This window comes from Streptomyces sp. NRRL WC-3549 (genome assembly GCF_000721935.1).
In the GTDB taxonomy this organism is placed as follows: Bacteria; Actinomycetota; Actinomycetes; order Streptomycetales; family Streptomycetaceae; genus Streptomyces.
Window position 1 is genome coordinate 92,486 of sequence record NZ_KL585391.1, and the last position, 15,525, is coordinate 108,010.

The following is a 15,525-nucleotide window of genomic DNA, read 5'->3' on the forward strand; positions in this document are numbered from 1 at the left end:
CGCGGCTGCCGCTGTCGTACTTCGACCGGCAGCAGCGCGGCGAGGTGCTCAGCCGGGCGACGAACGACATAGACAACATCTCGCAGACGCTCCAGCAGACGATGGGGCAGCTCATCAACTCCCTGCTGACCATCGTCGGCGTCCTGGTCATGATGTTCTGGATCTCGCCGCTGCTCGCCCTGGTGGCGCTGGTCACGATCCCGTTGTCGGCGCTGGTGGCGGCGCGGGTCGGAAAGCGGTCGCAGCCGCAGTTCGTGGCGCAGTGGCAGGTGACGGGCAAGCTCAACGCGCACATCGAGGAGATGTACACGGGGCACGCCCTGGTGAAGGTCTTCGGGCGGCAGGAGGAGTCCGCGAAGGACTTCGCCGAGCAGAACGACGCGCTGTACCGGGCCGGCTTCAAGGCCCAGTTCAACAGCGGGATCATGCAGCCGCTGATGATGTTCGTGTCCAACCTGAACTACGTGCTGGTCGCGGTCGTCGGCGGGCTGCGGGTGGCTTCCGGGGCGCTGTCCATCGGTGACGTGCAGGCGTTCATCCAGTATTCGCGGCAGTTCTCGATGCCGCTGACGCAGGTCGCCTCGATGGCCAACCTGCTGCAGTCGGGCGTCGCGTCGGCCGAGCGGGTCTTCGAGCTGCTGGACGCCGAGGAGCAGGGCCCGGACCCGGTGGCGGCCGAGCGGCCCGGGGAACTGCGCGGCGACGTCGTCCTGGAGAAGGTGGCCTTCCGGTACGACCCGGAGAAGCCGCTCATCGAGGATCTGTCGCTGTCCGTGCGGCCGGGGCAGACAGTCGCGATCGTGGGCCCGACCGGCGCCGGCAAGACGACGCTGGTCAATCTGCTGATGCGGTTCTACGAGGTGACGGGCGGCCGGATCATGCTGGACGGGGTCGACGTGGCGCGGATGTCGCGCGACGACCTGCGGTCCGGCATAGGGATGGTGCTCCAGGACACCTGGCTGTTCGGCGGCACGATCGCGGAGAACATCGCCTACGGGGCCTCGCGCGAGGTCACCCGCCAGGAGATCGAGGAGGCGGCGAAGGCGGCCCACGCCGACCGCTTCGTCCGTACCCTGCCCGACGGGTACGACACGGTGCTGGACGACGAGGGTTCGGGGGTCAGCGCGGGTGAGAAGCAACTGATCACCATCGCTCGGGCGTTCCTGTCGGACCCGGTGATCCTGGTGCTCGACGAGGCCACCAGCTCGGTGGACACCCGTACCGAGGTGCTGATCCAGAAGGCGATGGCCCGCCTCGCGCACGGCCGTACGAGCTTCGTGATCGCCCACCGGCTCTCCACCATCCGGGACGCCGACGTGATCCTGGTGATGGAGGACGGGTCGATCGTCGAACAGGGCACGCACGACGAGCTGCTGGCGGCGGACGGCGCGTACGCCCGGCTGTACGCGGCGCAGTTCGCGGAGGCGCCGGCCGAGGTCGAGTGAGCGGTGCGCCGGCCGGTTCCGGGGTCAGTCCAGATAGCCCCGGAGCTGGTCGGCGAAGGCGTGGTCCCGCAGCCGGGCGAGGGTCTTGAACTCGATCTGGCGGATGCGTTCGCGGGTCACGCCGAAGAGCCGGCCGACCTCCTCCAGGGTGCGGGGGCGTCCGTCGGCGAGGCCGTAGCGCAGCTGCACCACCTTGCGCTCCCGTTCGCCGAGGGTGGAGAGCACCGCCTCCAGGTGTTCGCGCAGCAGCAGGAAGGCCGCCGACTCCACGGGGGAGGGGGCGTCGCCGTCCTCGATGAGGTCGCCGAAGGCCACGTCGTCCTCCTCGCCGACGGGGGCGTGCAGCGAGACGGGTTCCTGGGCCAGGCGCAGCACCTCGTCGACGCGTTCCGGCGTCAGGCCGAGCTGGGCGGCGACCTCTTCGGCGGCCGGCTCGTGGCCGCGTTCCTGGAGCAGGCGGCGCTGGACCCGGACGACCCGGTTGATGAGCTCCACGACGTGGACGGGGACCCTGATGGTGCGGGCCTGGTCGGCGAGGGCGCGGGACATCGCCTGGCGGATCCACCAGGTCGCGTACGTGGAGAACTTGTAGCCCCGGGTGTAGTCGAACTTCTCGACGGCCCGGATCAGTCCGAGGTTCCCCTCCTGGACCAGGTCGAGCATGGTCAGGCCCCGGCCCGCGTACCGCTTGGCGACGGAGACGACGAGGCGGAGGTTGGACTCGATGAGCCGCCGCTTGGCCGTCCGGCCCATGACGACGAGCCGGTCCAGGTCGGCGGCGAGGCGGGAGTCCGGGTCGGGGGTGGCGGCGAGCCGTTCCTCGGCGAAGAGTCCGGCCTCGACGCGGCGGGCCAGTTCCACCTCGTCGGAGTTCCACCTCGTCGGCGGCGCCGAGCAGCGGGATGCGGCCGATCTCCCGCAGGTACTGGCGGAACAGGTCGGAGGTGGGGCCGCCGGCCTCCGGGCGGCCCGGGGGCCCGGGGGCGTCCACCGGCTCCTCCAGCACCGGCTCGGGCACGCCCGCCGTCTCCGGGTGGCGGGAGGCCCGGTCCTGGGCGGGGACGGCCGGGACGTGCTCGGTCGTCGGCACGGTACGGGTCTGCACGGGGGCGACCTCCAGGTGATCGGACCCACTCAGCGCCCGTACCAGGTCCGGGCAGGCTCGCGACGCCCTGCCCGGAGCGCCGTACGGGCCTTGGGTACCGCCACCAGTGTGGGGTACGACACATCGCCGCCACGAGGGGCGTGCGGTGACTTTCTGGGCGCGGGCCGTGACGGGGCTCGGTCGCTCAGAGGGCGGCGGCGCCGTGGCTGCGCAGGCTTTCGGCGTACTGCTGGAGGACCCACACCTCGTTCTGCGCGGCGGCGAGGTGGTCGGGGGCCACGTTGTGGCCGAGGCGGGCGAGGCTGCCCTGGACGTCGTGGATCCTGCGGTCGACGGCGCGCAGCCGGACGTGGACGAGCTGCATGCCGGCGTACGTCTCGTCGATGGACTTGCCGTGGAACACCTCGACGGCGAGTTCGGTGACCAGGTTGCGCACGGTGTCGTCGGGTGCGGCGTCCAGGACGGCTGCCAGGTAGTCGCGGGTCTCGGCCAGCCCCTGCTCGGCGCCGCCCGCCTCCGCGATGCAGCGGCGCACCGCCGCGTACGGCGGGGCGGTGAACTCGTCCTCCCCGTAGGCGTCGAAGGCCGGGGAGACCAGGGCGGGCTTCTGCAGGGCGAGCTTGAGCAGCTCCCGCTCGGTGCGGTGGGCGGGGCTGCGGAGGTTGAGCGCGGGGCCGGAGGGCGGCCTCGGGGCGGGCGCCTGGTGCTGCGCGGGGCCGCCGCGGGAGGGGCCGCCGGGCGCGGCGCCGCGGTCGCCCCGGTCGCGGGCCCAGCGGGCGAGCTGGCCGACGCGCTTGACGACGAACTGGGTGTCGAGGATGCCCAGCAGCCCGGCCAGCTGGACGGCGACCTCGTGCTGCGAGGAGCTGTTCTTGATGCGGGCGACCACCGGTGCCGCCTCGTCGAGGGCGGCGGCGCGGCCGGCCGGGGTCTCCAGGTCGTAGCGGCCGACGATCTGCCGGAGCGCGAACTCGAAGAGCGGCGTACGGGGTTCGACCAGGTCGCGGACGGCGTCGTCGCCCTTGGCGAGACGCAGGTCGCACGGGTCCATGTTGTCCGGCGCGATCGCGATGTACGTCTCGGCGGCGAACTTCTGGTCGTCCTCGAAGGCGCGCAGGGCGGCCTTCTGGCCGGCGGCGTCGCCGTCGAAGGTGAAGATCACCCGGGCGCTGCCGTTGTCCATCAGGAGCCGGCGCAGGATCTTGATGTGGTCGTTGCCGAAGGAGGTGCCGCAGGTGGCGATGGCGGTGGTGACCCCGGCGAGGTGGCAGGCCATGACGTCGGTGTAGCCCTCGACGACGACGGCGCGGCTGGCCTTGGCGATGTCCTTCTTGGCCAGGTCGATGCCGTAGAGCACCTGGGACTTCTTGTAGATCGCGGTCTCGGGGGTGTTGAGGTACTTGGGGCCGTTGTCGTCGTCGCGGAGCTTGCGGGCGCCGAAGCCGACGGTCTCCCCGGAGGTGTCGCTGATCGGCCACATCAGCCTGCCGCGGAAGCGGTCGATGGGGCCGCGCCGGCCGTCCTGGGAGAGGCCGGAGGAGATCAGTTCGCGGTCGCTGAAGCCCTTGCCGCGCAGGTAGCGGGTGAGGTGGTCCCAGCCGGCCGGGCTGTAGCCGACGCCGAAGTGGGCGGCGGCGTCCTGGTCGAAGCCGCGCTCGGCGAGGAAGCGGCGGCCGATCTCGGCCTCGGGGCCGTTCAGCTGCTCACGGTAGAAGTCGGCGGCGATCTTGTGCGCCTCGACCAGCCGGATGCGTTCGCCGCGCTGGTGGGAGGGGTTGTAGCCGCCCTCCTCGTACCGCAGGGTGATGCCCGCCTGACCGGCGAGGCGCTCGACCGTCTCGGAGAAGGTGAGGTGGTCGATCTTCATCACGAAGGCGATCGTGTCGCCGCCTTCCTGGCACCCGAAGCAGTGGAAGAGGCCCTTGCTCGGACTGACCTGGAAGGAGGGGGACTTCTCGTCGTGGAAGGGGCACAGGCCCTTGAGGTTGCCGCCGCCGGCGTTGCGCAGCTGGAGGTACTCGGAGACCACGGCGTCGATCGGGACCGCGTCCCGGACCGCCTTCACGTCGTCGTCATTGATCCTGCCTGCCACGGGTGAAGTCTACGGCCCCGGCCGGGCGGGCGGCCGGGGCCGTCCCGCCGGGCCGGGGGCCACCCGGTGTCCCGGCAGGGCTCAGACCAGGGAATCCAGCGGCACCGACGGGTCGCCGAGCGCGTCGGGGTCGGTCTCCCGGCGGCTGCGGATCAGCTGCTGGATGCGGTCGGTGACATCCCACACATTGACGTTCATCCCGGCCAGCACCCGCCGGTCCTTCAGCCAGAACGCGATGAACTCCCGCTTCCCGGCGTCCCCGCGGATGACGACCTGGTCGTACGAGCCGGGGGGCGCCCAGCCCGAGTACTCCAGCCCCAGGTCGTACTGGTCGGAGAAGAAGTACGGCACCCTGTCGTACGTCACGTCCTGGCCGAGCATGGCCCGGGCGGCGGCCGGTCCGCCGTTCAGGGCGTTGGCCCAGTGTTCGACCCGGAGCCGGGTGCCGAAGAGCGGGTGCTCCACGGAGGCGATGTCCCCGGCGGCGAAGATGTGCGGGTCCGAGGTGCGCAGCGAGGTGTCGACGGCGACGCCGCCGCCGTGCTCCGAAGCGGCCATGTCGAGCCCGGCGGCCTCGGCGAGCGCGGTACGCGGCGCGGCGCCGATCGCGGCGAGCACGTCGTGCGCGGGGTGCTCGTCGCCGGTGTCGGTGCGGGCGGCGAGGACCAGGCCGTCCTGGCCGGTGATCTCGGTGAGGTGGGCGCCGAAGTGGAAGCGGACGCCGTGCGCGGTGTGCAGATCGGTGAAGATCTGGCCCAGTTCGGGGCCGATGACGTGGTGCAGCGGGGTCGGCGAGGGCTCGACGACCGTGACCTCGGCGCCGTATCCGCGGGCCGCGGCGGCGACCTCCAGGCCGATCCAGCCGCCGCCGGCGATCACCAGGTGGCCGTTGTCGCGGCCGAGGGCGGACAGCACGTTGCGCAGCCGGTCGGCGTGGGCGAGCCGGCGCAGGTGATGGACGCCGACCAGGTCGGTGCCCGGGATGTCGAGGCGGCGGGGTTCGGCCCCGGTGGCCAGGAGCAGCCTGTCGTAGTGGACGACGGTGTTGTCACCGAGCTGCACCGAGCGGCCGGCCCGGTCGATGGAGGTGACCACCTGGCCGAGGTGGAGCTCGATGTCGGCGCGGGCGTACCAGGCCGTCTCGTGGACGAAGGCGCCGTCCCGCTCGGCCTTCCCGGCCAGGTAGCCCTTGGACAGGGGCGGGCGTTCGTAGGGATGGTCGCGCTCGTCGCCGATCAGGATCACACGTCCCGTGAATCCCTCGGCGCGGAGTGTCTCGGCCGCCTTCGCCCCTGCCAGTCCCCCGCCGACGATGACGAACGTCCGGTTTGCGTCGACCACTTGAAGCCTCCTCGGTGCTGTGCTGCGCGGCGCCACCACGTGCGAGCGTCCCGCACCCGGCGTGGTGGCGAAAGGGGGTGTGCCCCGATCAGGTCACACCCGGGGCATGACGCGAGCGCCCCGGGAGTCATGTGTCCCGGTCATGTTCCAGTCTGCCGGGTGCCGGTGAGCGTCCGGTGCAGGGTGCGGGCCGAGGCATCCGTGAGGGCGGCGATCTGGTCGACGAGGACCCGCTTGCGGGCCCGGTCGTCCGGGGCCGCGGTGAACAGCGCGCGGAACTGCGGCTCCAGGCCGTCCGGTGCGCGGGCGGTGAGCGCGGCGGCCAGTTCGGCGATGACGATCCGCTGGTCGGCGCGGAGCACCTCCTGCTCGGCGCGCTGCATGACGTAACGGTCGGCGACGGCCTTGAGTACGGCGCACTCGTTGCGGACCCGGGCCGGGACGACCAGCTCGGCGCCGTACCGGGTGAGCGGGCCCGGGCCGTACGCCTGGTGGGTGGCGTCCTCGGCCGCCTTGCAGAAGCGGCCGATGAGCTGGCTCGTGGCGTCCTTCAGCCGGGCCTGGGCGACCGCGGAGCCGTCGTAGCCGTGCGGCCACCACTCCTGGGCGAGGAGCCGGTCCAGGGCGTCGGCGAGTTCCTGCGGGTCGGTGTCGGCGGGGACGTACCGCCCGACGGCGACGCCCCAGATCTCCTCGCGCTCCGCCTCGGCGCGGAGGAGCGCCGGGTCGATGTGTCCGGCGTGCAGGCCGTCCTCGAAGTCGTGTACCGAGTACGCCACGTCGTCGGACCAGTCCATGACCTGGGCCTCGAAACACGTGCGGCCCGCCGGGGCGCCCGCGCGGACCCACTCGAAGACCGGCAGGTCGTCCTCGTACACGCCGAACTTGGGCGAGCCGGGGTCGCTCGGGTGCGCGCCCCGGGGCCAGGGGTACTTGGTGGCGGCGTCCAGCGCGGCGCGGGTGAGGTTGAGGCCGACGCTGACGAGTTCGCCGCTGCGGGGGTCGCGGACGAACCGCTTGGGTTCGATCCGGGTCAGCAGGCGCAGCGACTGGGCGTTGCCCTCGAAGCCGCCGCAGTCGGAGGCGAAGTCGTTCAGCGCCTGTTCGCCGTTGTGGCCGAAGGGCGGGTGGCCCATGTCGTGGGCGAGGCAGGCGGTCTCGACGAGGTCGGGGTCGCAGCCGAGCGCGGCCCCGAGTTCCCGGCCGACCTGGGCGCACTCCAGGGAGTGGGTGAGCCGGGTGCGGGGGCTGGCGTCCCAGGCGGTGCCGCGGGTGCCGGGGGTGACGACCTGGGTCTTCCCGGCGAGCCGGCGCAGGGCGGCGGAGTGCAGCACGCGGGCCCGGTCGCGCTGGAAGGCGGTGCGGCCGGGCTTCTTCTCCGCCTCGGTGTCCCACCGCTCGGTGTCACCGGCGCGGTAGGGCGTGGCGCCGTGTCGCGTGGCGCCGTGCTCCTCGATGTCCCGGATGTCGTACGTACCGTCCATGCCCCCGACACTAACGGCCCAGCCCCGGCGCCGAGCGGAGCCGCGGACGGGGCAGGTCCTGTCTCTTATACACATCTCGAACCGCTTCGGCCTCCGGCCCGTCCCTGCCGGTGAGGCATCGGCGACGACGAAGGGGGTTCCGCATGCGGCTGAGGGCGCGGGGAGGGCCTGCGGTCCCGGGGTGGTGGGGGGCGGTACGGCCCCGGCTGCCTCGTACCCGGCGGGGGCGGCGCCGGCTGGTGCAGGCGCTGATGGTGGCCTGTGCGGCGGCCCTGGCGCCCGCCACCTGGCTGCACACGGTGGCCGACGCCCGGGTGCGCACCACGGCGGACGCGCCCGCCCAGCAGGTCGCCGTGGTGTTCGGGGCGGTACCGCCGCGGCACGGTGAAGGTGGTGCTGGTCACCGGGGACAACAGCCGGGTGGAGTACGACGAACCGGACGCCATGCGCACGTACCTCACCGCCCACGGGGTCCCCGACGACCGGATCGTGAGCGACTACGCCGGGTTCGACACCTGGGACTCCTGCGTCCGGGCCAAGAGGATCTTCGGGGTCGACCGGGCCGTGCTGGTGAGCCAGGGCTTCCACATCCGGCGGGCCATCGCCCTGTGCCGGTCGGCGGGAATCGACGCGTACGGGGTGGGGGTGGACGCCGTCCACGACGCGACCTGGTACTACGGCGGGACCCGGGAGGTCTTCGCGGCGGGCAAGGCGCTCCTGGACATCGTCTTCGAGCCGGATCCGCACTTCCTGGGTCCGCGTGAGCCGGGCGTGGCCGAGGCGCTGGCGGCCGACGCCGGCTGAGCCGGGCGGGGGCGTGCCGCCGGCGCGCGGGGAGCCCGTCACGGTGGCACCCGCGAGATGGCCCCCCGGCCCGGACCGGTCCGGCGGAACGGCGCCCGCAGGAGGGGCGGGCGCTGTCCGTGACCACGGCCCGCGCGGCGCGGACCGTGGTCACGCGCGCCGGCGGCGGCGCCCCGCAGGGCCCCCTGTGCCGGCCGCGGCCGGGGACCGGGTCACAGGGCCGCCGGGGGCGCCGTCTCGGCCGCCACCCAGGACAGGTAGCGGGTGTTGCCGCGGACCACCGGGGTGGCGATGACCTCCGGGGTGTCGTAGTCGTGCGCCGTCAGGAGGTGGGCCTCCAGTTCGTCGTACCGCAGGGCCGTGGTCTTGAGCAGCACCTGCCATTCCTGGGCCTGCTCCAGGGCGCCCTGCCACCGGTAGACGGAGGTGACGGGTCCGGAGATCTGGGCGCAGGCGGCGAGCCGCGCCTCCACCGCGCCCCGGGCGATTTCCCCGGCCTTGTCCTCGCTGTCCGTCGTGGTCAGTACGGTCAGCCATGCGGGCTCGGTCATGCCGTCACTCCTCGGTCGGGCCGGTGTGCCTGTCCCGACGATTGTCCGCCCCCCGCCTCAGCCCCCGTAGGGACGCCGCGCCCTGGCCTCGCGCAGGGCCAGGCCCCACCAGAGGAGCTGGTCCAGCAGCCTCGTGGCCGCCGCCTCCGCGGGGGCCGGGTCCTTGAGGGCGCCCCGGTCGTCGAAGAGGGTGCCCGCCTGGTGGAAGGAGACGGTGTCGCGCACGGAGACGACGTGCAGTTCCGCGAAGACCTGGCGCAGGTGCTCGACGGCCCGCAGCCCCCCGGAGATCCCGCCGTACGAGACGAAGGCCACGGGTTTGGCCTGCCACTCGGTGCGGTGCCGGTCGATGAGGTGCTTCAGCGGGGCCGGGTAGGAGTGGTTGTACTCGGGCGTCAGTACGACGAAGGCGTCGGCCCGGTCCAGCCGGGCCTCGATGCCGACGGGCCGGGGGACGGACGGGGGTTCGGAGTCGGCGGTGTCGATCAGGTCCGTCTCGATGTCCGGGTGCCCGGCCGTGCGGGAGAGGAACCACTCGGCGACGACCGGGCCGAAGCGACCCTCACGGTTGCTGCCGAGGATGACGGCCACCTTCAGCGCGGCGTCGGACGGAAGTGGACGGGCTGGGGTGAGGTCCATGCGCCTCAGGCTCACACCTCGACCATGGTTGAGATCAAGTCCGGCCCACCGCACCCCCTACCGTGGGCCGTATGACGACTCCCGCGCCCCCGCCGCACGTCGAGATGAACGGCCGCCCCGCGACCGCGGAGGATCTGCGCGTCCCCGCCTTCTCCGGCTTCGGCCACTTCACCGCCCTGCAGGTCCGCGACCGGGAGGTGCGCGGCCTCGGCCTCCATCTGGACCGGCTGGACGCGGCCAACCGCGAGCTGTTCGGCCTACCCCTGGACGGGGGGCGCGTCCGGGCGCTGGTCGGGCACGCGCTGGACGGCGCCGGGGTGCGGGACGCGTCGGTGCGGGTCCACGGCTATCTGCCGCCGGACCACCCGGAGACCGCCGTGATGGTGACGGTCGGCGCACCGGCCCACCTGTCCGCCGCCCCGCAGGCCCTGATGTCCGTCCCCTTCGCGCGCACCCTCCCCCAGGTGAAGCGGCCGGGCGAGTTCGGCCAGACCTACTACCGCAGGCGGGCCCGGCGTTCGGGGTTCGACGAGGCGCTGCTGACGGCTCCCGGCGGTGTGGTGACCGAGGGCGCCGTCACCAACGTCGGCTTCTGGGACGGCGCGTCGGTGGTGTGGCCGGACGCCCCACTGCTGACCGGTGTGACGATGGCGCTCCTGGAGGACGGACTGGCGCGGTCGGGCCGCCCCACGGCGCGGCGGCCGGTGACGCTGGAGGGCCTGGGCGCCTTCCGGGCGGCGTTCGTCAGCAACTCGCAGGGCATCGCCCCGGTCCACCGGATCGACGACACCTCCTTCGCGGTCGACGAGGCCCTGATGAAGGACCTGGACCAGGCGTACGCGGACGCGCCCCGGGCAGGTGTCTGACCGTGCCGGACCGGAGCCCTCTGCAGATCCGTATCGAGGCGACACACCTCCCCGGCCGCACCTGGCCCCCCGGCCCCGACTCCCCCGGCCGCGACGACGTCCACGTGGGCGTGCAGCGCAAGGACAGCCCCGGAGAGCTGCTCGGCCCGTGTCCCGCGGACGCCCCCGCGGTCTCCTGGACCCTGGACTGCACGGCCCTGTCCGCCCCGGAGGGCGTCGAGGTGTCGGGACCGTACGTCCAGAACCGGATGGGCGGGCGCTTCGTCTACCTGTCCTGGGGCACGGTGGACGGGACCGGCCTCTTCAGCATGTTCCGGCGCGCGAAGCTGATGATGGCCGATGTCGACCCGGACGTCCTCGGCGACGCGGTCCGCTCCGGCCGCCTGACCGCCCGGCTGCGGCTGAGCGACGGGGCGGGGCGGCCCCGGTGCGCCCGGGTGCGTCCGCCGGACGTCGAGTGGTCCGCCACGGACCTGACATGACATCGCCCTCACCGGTCCGGGGGGGGTGAACCGGTGAGGGCGATCGCCGTGGGGCGGCGGGGGGGTGCCGTCCCGTGGGGGGTGTCTTCCGTGTGCCCGGGCCACGCCACCTCATTCGTGTGACCTGCGTCACATTTCGGTGAGGGGTCGTCACCCGTTCGGCACCGGCACGCCCCGACGGCCCTCGGAGCGGCCACGACCTGGGCCGGCCCGAGGCCGGTGACGCGGCCGGGGCCTCCGGACGGGTGAAGGCCGAACGGCCGTCAACGTGCGGCGGGCCATCGCCCGGCGTTGTCTGGGACGCAGGACACATCCGTCTGCCCGGAGGATTTCGCATGCGCAGCCCCGCCCGCCTCGTGACCGGCACCGCCGCCGCGGCCCTCACCGCCGCCGCGCTCGGCCTCGCCACCGCCCCGACCGTGTACGCGGACGGACTCGGCAGACCGGGGCGCACCACGGCGACCGCCGCACCGGACGCCGGGGAGTGCCGCGCCGGCTCCGCGGCGGCCGAGGACGCCGCGCTCCTCTGCGACGAAGGAGACGAAGGAGACGAAGGAGACGAAGGAGCGGCACCGGAAGAGGAGGCGGCCGAACTGGGCGCCGGCTCCTCCCCCTGGTCCGGGGCGGACGAAGGGGAGGAAGGGGACGAGGGAGCGGCCTCCCTGACCGGAGCGAAGCCCGGGACGGGCACCTGGCCCCAGCCCGGAACCGACCCCGGGACGGGCACCCGGCCCGAGCCGGGAACCGACCCCGGACCGGGCAAGCCGCCGGTGACCCGGCCCGCGCCCACCCCCACCGAGCGGCCTTCCGGCCACGTCAGGACGGGGATCGGCGGGAGCGCCGCACCCGACACCGCCCAACTGGCCGTGGGCGGCGGCCTCCTCGGCGTGGCGGCCGTCGGCGGTGTGTGGCTCGCCCGGCGGGGCCGCACGCCGGACACCCGGGGCGTCTGACGGGGCGGGTGAGGACGACGCCGTGGACCGTACGACGCTCAGGGCCCGGGCCTGGACCGCGGGGATCGCCGCGCTGTGCGGGCTCTGGTTCGTGCAGAACGGCGCGCCGGAGCGGCTCGTCGCCCCGCAGCCGTCGGCCTCGGAGGCGTTCGCCGCGGACCCCGGGCCCCGGGCGGGCTCGGCCGTCGTCGCGCCGCTGCGCTCCTCCGAACCCGTCCGCATCCGCATTCCGCGCATCGGTGTGGACGCGCCCATGACCCGGCTCGGCCTGGGCGCGGACGGCAGCCTGGACGTACCGCCGGCCGAGGACCGCAACCTCGCGGGCTGGTTCGGGAACGGCACCCCGCCCGGCGCGCAGGGCACCGCGATCGTGGCCGGCCACGTCGACAACGCGGAGGGGCCGGCCGTCTTCTACCTGCTGGGTTCCCTGAAGAAGGGGGCGGCGGTGGAGATCGACCGGCGGGACGGCCGCACCGCGGTCTTCACCGTCGACGCGGTGGAGGTGTACGACAACGACGCCTTCCCCGACGAGCGGGTCTACGGCGCCTCGGCGGACGCCACCCTGCGCCTGATCACCTGCGGGGGCGGCTACACCCGCGAGACCGGCTACCAGGGGAACGTGGTGGCGTACGCCCACCTCGCCGAGGTGCGGTGACCCCTGACGTACCGCCGGGCCGGCGGTCTCAGGCCGTCCACTGGTCGAAGCCGAGCTTGGCCACCAGCGAGAACACCACGACCAGCAGGACCCCGCGCACGAAGCCGCTGCCCTTGCGGAGCGCCATCCGCGCACCGATCAGTCCGCCCGCCAGGTTGAACGCGGCCATCAGCGCGGCCGCCTGCCACAGCACACTGCCCTGGTAGGCGAACATCGCCAGCGCGCCGGCGTTGGTGCAGACGTTCACGATCTTGGCGGTGGCCGAGGCGGTGACCAGGTCGAGGTGGAGCACCGCCGTGAGGGCCAGCACCAGGAAGGTGCCCGTCCCCGGCCCGAACAGGCCGTCGTAGAAGCCGATGCCGCCGCCGACCAGCACGATCGCGGTGACCAGCCGGGCCCGGGTGACCTTCCGGTCCGTGCCGTCGCCCGCCGCGGCCCCGAAGGCCGGCCGCGCCAGGACGAAGGCCGCGACGGCCAGCAGTACGACCATGATGACCGGACGCAGGACGTCGCTGCTGATGCCGGCGGCGAAGAAGGCACCGGCCATCGAGCCGGCCAGGGCCGTCAGTCCGATGCGCACGGCGGTGGCCACCTGGACCGGCGCCCTGCGGACGTAGGTGACGGCGGCGCCCGTGGTACCCACGATGGCGACCGCCTTGTTGGTGCCGAGCACATGGGCGGCCGGGACGTGCGGCAGGCCCAGCAGCAGGGCGGGCAGCAGGAGGAGTCCGCCGCCGCCCACCACCGCGTCGATCCAGCCCGCCGCGGCGGCGGCCAGGCACAGGAGGACGAGGGTGGTCAGGGTTATGTCGGGCACGGGGTGACCCTAGGCATGCGATAGGTGCCTCGTCCAACCAGTGGGTCGGTGACCTCCGGCAGGCGCCGGGGCGCCGCGCACCCGGTCCGGGCGGGCGGCACGGACGGTGCCGTGGCGGCGGCGCGCGGTCTCCCCCGCGCCGCCGGCCGCCCGCGCGGTCTCAGCTCCGCGGGCCGTCCGCGGCGGCCTGCGGGTCCATCCACACGACCTCCCAGATGTGGTGGTCCGGGTCCTGGAAGGAGCGGCCGTACATGAAGCCCATGTCCATGGGGTCGTTGGCCGGGGCCCCGCCGGAGGCGAGCGCGGCGTCGGCCAGCTCGTCGACCCGGGCGCGGCTCTCGGCGCTCAGGGCGATGAGGACCTCGGTGGTCCTCCCGGCGTCGGCGATCTCCTTCTTGGTGAACTCCTTGAAGCGCGGCTCGCTGATGAGCATCGCGTAGATGGTGTCGCTGATGACCATGCAGGCCGTCGTGTCGTCGCTGAACTGCGGGTTGAAGCCGAAGCCGAGCTTCCCGAAGAAGCCCTTCGTCACCTCCAGGTCCTTGACCGGCAGGTTCACGAAGATCATCTGAGGTGTGGTCATGGTTCTCCCTCTTCCGTTCCGGCACGTCGTGCGCGCTCCGCGGCACCGTGTTCGAGTGCTTTCGAGAGGTAGACGATCGTGGCGGGCGCGACTCATCGGTCCCGGGAAGAGACATACGCCCCCTCGGTCCCGGGCGCCCGTTGTGCGCCCGGTCAGGACAGGGCGAGCGGGGCGGCCCCGCCCCGGAGGAGGGAGGCGCCCAGCGGGGTGAGCGTGTGCAGAACCGATCCGCCGTGCCGCAGGCTCAGCAGCAGGCCCGCCTCGCGCAGGACGCAGGCGTGCTGGCTGGCCGAGGCGAGGGACACCCCGGTCCTGAGGGCCAGCTCGCTCGTCGTGCAGCCGTTGCCCACGGCCTGGAGGACGGCGGAGCGGGTGTGGCCCACGAGCCGCCCGAGCCAGGGGCCCGGCTCGGCGGACGCCGGGGCCGCCGGGTGGGTGACCGGGTAGACGAGGACCGGCGGCAGGTCCGGGTCCCGGTAGACGACCGGGGCGCCCCGGCAGAAGAACGACGGTTGCAGCAGCAGTCCCCGCCCGTCCAGCCGCAGGTCGCGGTCGACGGGGTAGTCCGCCTCCAGCACCGGCCGGCGCCAGCGGATCATGGACGGCAGGGTGGCCAGCAGCTCCTCCGCCCCGCCGTCCAGCAGAGCACGGCCCCGGACCGCCCGGTCGGCCTCGACACTGGCCCGGATGTGCGCCCAGTACGGCTCGACGGCGGCCCGGTGGTAGCCGCGCAGGGCGCCGATGAGACGGCCCAGCGGCTCGGCGCGCCCCTCGGCGAGCGCGTCCAGCAGCGCGGTGGGCGGCCGTCCGCCCGGCTGCCGTGACCGGGGGGCGCTCCTGGCCAGCAGCGCCAGTTCGCCGCGGAGCCGGTCCGCCGGGGTGTCGCGCAGCGCCTCCATTCCGGCGTCGAGGCCGAATGGCTCGGCGCCTTCCCGCGAGGGCGTCAGGAAGTCCGGGAAATAGCCGCGGGGCGGCACGAGCGCGGACAGCAGACGTGCTTCACCATTCAGCCGGGCCCGGGATTCCGCCCGCCATTTCCCGAAGACCGAGGAACCGCGCCGGTCCCGCAGCCGGTGGAAACTGAGAATGGTTTCCCACATTGCGTCCGGCCTGGCGGCCATCCGGACCCTGGAAAGGTCCTCCCCGGACATATGGATACGCAGCACCGAACCCCCACCTGTTGCACCCGCAATCGCCCCCATCAAAGGGTATGCATATCGTCACAGGAGGTCACCACGGGGTTTCGGCCAGAGTTGAAACCTCTCGCCCGCACCCCCGCCAGCCGAAAAGCTGTACGGCGTCGGGTGCGATTCCTTTCGTCACCGAAAGAGCGGGTGAGGGCCGTGGGGGGCTTCGCCCGTTCGGCGGAGGTGGCGGACGGAGCGGCTCCGCATCCGACGGGGGTAAGAGGGCCGGGCGTCACCGCCGGGTCCTCCGAGCCGGGTGCGGTCCATGGGTGGGGATCCATGGACCGCACCGCGGCCCGCGGGCGCCGGATTTGCTCGCCCAATGCGGTAAAGAAGCATCAGGGTTGAACGGTTCGCAGTTCAATGAACAAGGGTGGAAGCACGGGCATTGACGAAGCGGCGGCACCCCCGCACAGGATGCCGCCGCTTCCGGTTTTCCGGGTCCGCCGCCGGTTTCGGGCGAGGGTGAGGGACGGCCGGCCGGTGGACCCGGAAGAAGGGGCCGCTGAGCGGGGCTCAGC

Annotated in this window: 13 protein-coding genes and 2 pseudogenes; 6 read left to right on the forward strand and 9 right to left on the reverse strand. The window is 73.4% G+C overall.

The genetic code is table 11. The annotated features are described in order from the left end of the window. Positions 1-1,445, forward strand: a 1,445-nt coding sequence (locus tag IH13_RS0108985; RefSeq protein ID WP_031082673.1) for an ABC transporter ATP-binding protein, incomplete at its 5' end; no start/stop codon positions are given. Between the two features lie 24 nt (positions 1,446-1,469). Here IH13_RS0108985 and IH13_RS37055 read toward each other — a convergent pair. The 4 genes and pseudogenes from IH13_RS37055 to IH13_RS0109005 form a co-directional block, all read right to left on the reverse strand. Continuing rightward, positions 1,470-2,550, reverse strand: a pseudogene (locus IH13_RS37055) (RNA polymerase sigma factor). 184 nt (positions 2,551-2,734) lie between these two features. Then, positions 2,735-4,642 carry a DNA primase gene (dnaG, locus tag IH13_RS0108995; protein ID WP_031082675.1) on the reverse strand — a complete coding sequence of 636 codons (1,908 nt, stop codon included), beginning with the start codon at positions 4,640-4,642 and terminating at the stop codon, positions 2,735-2,737. An 81-nt stretch (positions 4,643-4,723) separates the two neighbouring features. Then, positions 4,724-5,983, reverse strand: a complete 1,260-nt coding sequence (locus IH13_RS0109000) for an NAD(P)/FAD-dependent oxidoreductase (protein ID WP_031082677.1) — start codon at positions 5,981-5,983, stop codon at positions 4,724-4,726. A gap of 140 nt (positions 5,984-6,123) precedes the next feature. Further along, positions 6,124-7,467 carry a deoxyguanosinetriphosphate triphosphohydrolase gene (locus IH13_RS0109005; protein WP_031082679.1) on the reverse strand — a complete coding sequence of 448 codons (1,344 nt, stop codon included), beginning with the start codon at positions 7,465-7,467 and terminating at the stop codon, positions 6,124-6,126. Positions 7,468-7,610: 143 nt separating this feature from the next. Here IH13_RS0109005 and IH13_RS37060 point away from each other — a divergent pair. Further along, positions 7,611-8,271, forward strand: a pseudogene (locus IH13_RS37060) (SanA/YdcF family protein). A 212-nt stretch (positions 8,272-8,483) separates the two neighbouring features. On the opposite strand, the gene cutA reads toward IH13_RS37060, so the two are convergent. Further along, positions 8,484-8,822, reverse strand: coding sequence for a divalent-cation tolerance protein CutA (gene cutA, locus IH13_RS0109015; RefSeq protein WP_031082681.1), 339 nt, complete (start codon positions 8,820-8,822; stop codon positions 8,484-8,486). A gap of 57 nt (positions 8,823-8,879) precedes the next feature. Next, positions 8,880-9,461 carry an NADPH-dependent FMN reductase gene (locus tag IH13_RS0109020; protein WP_031082683.1) on the reverse strand — a complete coding sequence of 194 codons (582 nt, stop codon included), beginning with the start codon at positions 9,459-9,461 and terminating at the stop codon, positions 8,880-8,882. A 71-nt stretch (positions 9,462-9,532) separates the two neighbouring features. Between IH13_RS0109020 and IH13_RS0109025 the strand changes: the two genes are divergently transcribed. The 4 genes from IH13_RS0109025 to IH13_RS0109040 all read left to right on the forward strand — a co-directional run bounded on the left by IH13_RS0109025 (position 9,533) and on the right by IH13_RS0109040 (position 12,417). Further along, on the forward strand, positions 9,533-10,327 hold the full coding sequence (locus tag IH13_RS0109025) for an aminotransferase class IV (RefSeq protein WP_031082684.1): 795 nt from the start codon (positions 9,533-9,535) through the stop codon (positions 10,325-10,327). After that, entirely contained in the window at positions 10,324-10,809 is a 486-nt protein-coding gene (locus tag IH13_RS0109030) for a DUF5990 family protein (protein WP_031082686.1), read from the forward strand. The genes IH13_RS0109025 and IH13_RS0109030 overlap by 4 nt, the downstream gene beginning before the upstream one ends. 335 nt (positions 10,810-11,144) lie before the next feature. Next, the gene (locus IH13_RS0109035) at positions 11,145-11,762 is read left to right on the forward strand and encodes a hypothetical protein (protein ID WP_031082687.1); all 618 of its coding nucleotides are present in this window, start codon (positions 11,145-11,147) and stop codon (positions 11,760-11,762) included. 22 nt (positions 11,763-11,784) lie between these two features. Further along, the gene (locus IH13_RS0109040) at positions 11,785-12,417 is read left to right on the forward strand and encodes a class F sortase (protein ID WP_031082689.1); all 633 of its coding nucleotides are present in this window, start codon (positions 11,785-11,787) and stop codon (positions 12,415-12,417) included. A 28-nt stretch (positions 12,418-12,445) separates the two neighbouring features. Here the strand turns inward: IH13_RS0109040 and IH13_RS0109045 are convergent, their stop codons facing one another. The 3 genes from IH13_RS0109045 to IH13_RS0109055 all read right to left on the reverse strand — a co-directional run bounded on the left by IH13_RS0109045 (position 12,446) and on the right by IH13_RS0109055 (position 14,983). Beyond that, complete coding sequence (locus IH13_RS0109045; protein WP_031082691.1) at positions 12,446-13,234, reverse strand: sulfite exporter TauE/SafE family protein; 789 nt, start codon at positions 13,232-13,234, stop codon at positions 12,446-12,448. A 160-nt stretch (positions 13,235-13,394) separates the two neighbouring features. Beyond that, entirely contained in the window at positions 13,395-13,817 is a 423-nt protein-coding gene (locus tag IH13_RS0109050) for a VOC family protein (RefSeq protein ID WP_031082692.1), read from the reverse strand. Between the two features lie 152 nt (positions 13,818-13,969). Next, complete coding sequence (locus IH13_RS0109055; protein WP_031082694.1) at positions 13,970-14,983, reverse strand: ArsR/SmtB family transcription factor; 1,014 nt, start codon at positions 14,981-14,983, stop codon at positions 13,970-13,972. Between the last annotated feature and the right edge of the window lie 542 nt (positions 14,984-15,525).